Source organism: Serratia sp. NPDC078593, from assembly GCF_050268245.1.
Lineage (GTDB): Bacteria > Pseudomonadota > Gammaproteobacteria > Enterobacterales > Enterobacteriaceae > JBNNGK01.
On the sequence record NZ_JBNNGK010000044.1, the window covers coordinates 1 to 3,011 of the forward strand.

Sequence of the window (3,011 nt, forward strand, 5' to 3'; positions counted from 1 at the left end):
GCGTCTGTTACGTCCGGTCATAATGTCACCTGTTTTGACTGTGAGGTGATGATACCACCTCTATTCAGGTGGCCAAATTCAGTGTGCCACTACAATCAGGTAAAACCAGCCTTCATGAATTAGCTTATGGCATTACGGGTATTGGATGCGGAGCTCCTACAACTCGTAACCCACATAACCGTCATTATCTGGCAGGAGGCAGTAGCTCAGGCAGTGCCGCTGCCGTAGCGGCGGGTCTAGTGCCTGCCGCTTTGGGGACGGACACTGGCGGTTCCGTACGTATCCCGGCCGCCGTGTGTGGGATTGTAGGTTTTCGGCCAACTACTGGGCGTTATCCTCATGGCGGATTAATTCGTATTTCTCCGTCACGGGATACCATTGGGTTGATGGCTCGTGATGTCGATGACATTTTATTGCTAGATGAGTTAATTACAGGAGAACTTCATACCATCACGCCTTTTGCCGCGCCCGTTGCAGCATTACGACTCGCAATTCCTCAACCGTCATGGCAATGCTTGGATGCCGAGGTCGCTCGAGTTACCAGTCGCGCGCTGAATATATTGGAACGTGCAGGATGTGTGCTGGTTGACACTGGGCCAGCAATACATGCGGGCCTAGCAGAGGAATGGCTCGATGTCGCGATGAAAATTCCATTGGCGGAAACGCCAGGCGCTATTGCAGCCTATCTTCGAGAAAGCAAGTGTGACGCCGAGTTCGACGAAATTATTAATGATATTGCTGCGCCCGATGTACGAACCATATTAATGCCGTTGCTCAAAGAGCGGATCGCACCGGCAGATTATCAGGCGCTTATAGCTAAGCAGCACAATTTACGCTGCGCCGCATTATTGGCGCGCCGAAAATATCATACGGATGTAGTCATAATGCCCACCACCATTTTACCAGCGGCACCTAGTGACATCGGTGATGAGGTGAAAGTAAACGGTAAGTCTATGTCTACTTTCCAAGCCTATATACGAAATACAGCTCCCAGCACGATTCTCGGCGTGCCATCCGTGACCATACCTGCGGGATTTACTGCAGGTGGATTACCTGTCGGACTACAGATGGATGGTGTACCAGGTGGTGATACGCAGTTGTTGATGCAGGCCCGATATTGTATGCAATTACTCCATCCAACCTTAACGAGATAATAAAGGAGCCGTTATGTTCTCCCCTGATAATGTACTGGATAGTGGCAATCTGCCTAATCCGCTTGCTGATGCGCAACTTATTGATGATATTGCACATCCAGAATCGTTAATTTATCTGAGCCTTGGCGAGACTTGGTTACCCCCCGCCAATGGCCTCGTCCAGGCGTTGAGCCATATACCAGAATATGCTCACGGATATACGCTTTCACCATATGGTCTGCCTGCGCTGCGCAGAACGCTACGCGAATACATAGTTCGGACCCACAATCTGCCTGAAAGAGATAATTTTGATGTTGCCGTCAGTCAGGTTGGCACCCGCGGGGCTATGGCCAATTTTGCTCAATTATTGCTAACAAAGTGGGACAGTGAACCAACGGCACTGGTGCCGACACCAGGATGGGATTATGCGGGAGTACTCACGCCACTTGGGTATCACGTGAAGGAATATCCTTTGCTTGCCGAAAGAGGATGGCAACCCAACCCAGATGAGATCGAAAAAGATATGAAAAGCGGCACCTTATTGGTTATAAATGCTCAGCATAATCCTACCGGAGCTAACTGGTCGCCGCAAATTTTAGCGCGTCTGATGAGTTCTGCCATAGAACGGGGCTGCGCTATCCTGATCGACGATGCCTACTATGCAATTCACGACCCTGACGTCTCACCCGGTAATGCTTTACAGATACTCCTTGATTTATCACATGCAACTTCGGCCCCTCCTTGGCTTGCTGTGCGTACATTAGGAAAGCAGTTTCGCTGTAATGGATGGGGTATTGGTGCTTTGACAGGGCATCCCGATACACTTGCCGAATTAGCCTACATAGCGCATCAGCGCTCGTATGGCAGTGGATTACCGCTGCAGCACGCAATGGCAAGTTGGCTGGAAAATCCTGCAGCAGATCTTTATGTAAATCAGTTATGCGCCCATTATGCAGAAATGAGAAAACATGCCTGCCACCATCTCATCCAACACCTCGGCTTCCCTATTGATTCAGTACATTCCGGCCAATGCACCTCTTATATGCGGTTTCAGGTACCACAACGCTTTATCGTAAATAATGATGAAGATAATTACCGTAAGTGTTGTCTAAAAGCAGGCGTTCTACCAGGGAGAGGAAGTATGACCCGCATCCCACTTCACGGAGAGGCCGTTTATGTGAGGATTCATCTTGGACACTCCGCTGATATCATTGATCTTGCTTTTAAACGGCTGGGGCTCATGGGGTTAGGTTGGGATTAGAGATCTTGGTAAGTCAAGTCGTTAGATAATTATATTTCGGTAATTCCTCTTTCCAAATTAATCGACACCCACAAACAGTATGACTAAAATCTACTTCAACAGTTACTGTTTGTTAAAAAACAGTAACTGTTGAACATATAATCGCTAAAAATACCAGATATTGGATCAAGGAACATAACCAATAGATGTTTTAAGGTAGTTACGAATTTCCTCTTCAGAAAAATTGGGTTCCTCAATACCACTGTTAACTAAAAACCTTTTAACATTGCTATAATCCCATCGATAAGCGTCTTGGCAGAGTTCAACTGTGGAAAGCCCATCTTCCAAATGATCCTTAAAAAGACTAAGCAGGGGATATAGTGGAGCCTGAGTGTCATTTTCCCACAAAGATAACCACCCATAAAAAGGTATTGTTTTAAAACTAAATCCAAAATACTTTTCTAATAACTGGAAAAATCCTTTTAAGGTTAAATTATTCTCTCCTTCATGGATAAGGTTAAATTTATACCCTACCGCTTTGGGGTGTAGTGGCACACTGAATTTGGCCACCTGAATAGAGGTGGTATCATCACCTCACAGTCAAAACAGGTGACATTATGACCGGACGTAACAGACGC

General features: G+C 46.8%; 3 protein-coding genes. 2 read left to right on the forward strand and 1 reads right to left on the reverse strand.

Annotated elements, in window-relative coordinates:
* The first annotated feature begins 83 nt into the window (after window positions 1-83).
* Both ACQKDS_RS20125 and ACQKDS_RS20130 read left to right on the forward strand, forming a co-directional pair.
* Window positions 84-1,154 (forward strand): amidase family protein, encoded by a 1,071-nt coding sequence (locus tag ACQKDS_RS20125; RefSeq protein ID WP_399674027.1) that lies wholly within the window; start codon window positions 84-86, stop codon window positions 1,152-1,154.
* A 13-nt stretch (window positions 1,155-1,167) separates the two neighbouring features.
* Complete coding sequence (locus ACQKDS_RS20130) at window positions 1,168-2,394, forward strand: pyridoxal phosphate-dependent aminotransferase (protein WP_399674029.1); 1,227 nt, start codon at window positions 1,168-1,170, stop codon at window positions 2,392-2,394.
* Between the two features lie 165 nt (window positions 2,395-2,559).
* Here ACQKDS_RS20130 and ACQKDS_RS20135 read toward each other — a convergent pair whose 3' ends face one another.
* Window positions 2,560-2,928 (reverse strand): hypothetical protein, encoded by a 369-nt coding sequence (locus ACQKDS_RS20135; RefSeq protein ID WP_399674031.1) that lies wholly within the window; start codon window positions 2,926-2,928, stop codon window positions 2,560-2,562.
* Window positions 2,929-3,011 lie beyond the last annotated feature (83 nt).

Coding starts and splice junctions, on each gene's coding strand:
- ACQKDS_RS20130 (WP_399674029.1), top strand. CDS start 1,168: ATGTTCTCCCCTGATAATGTACTGGATAGTGGCAATCTGCCTAATCCG.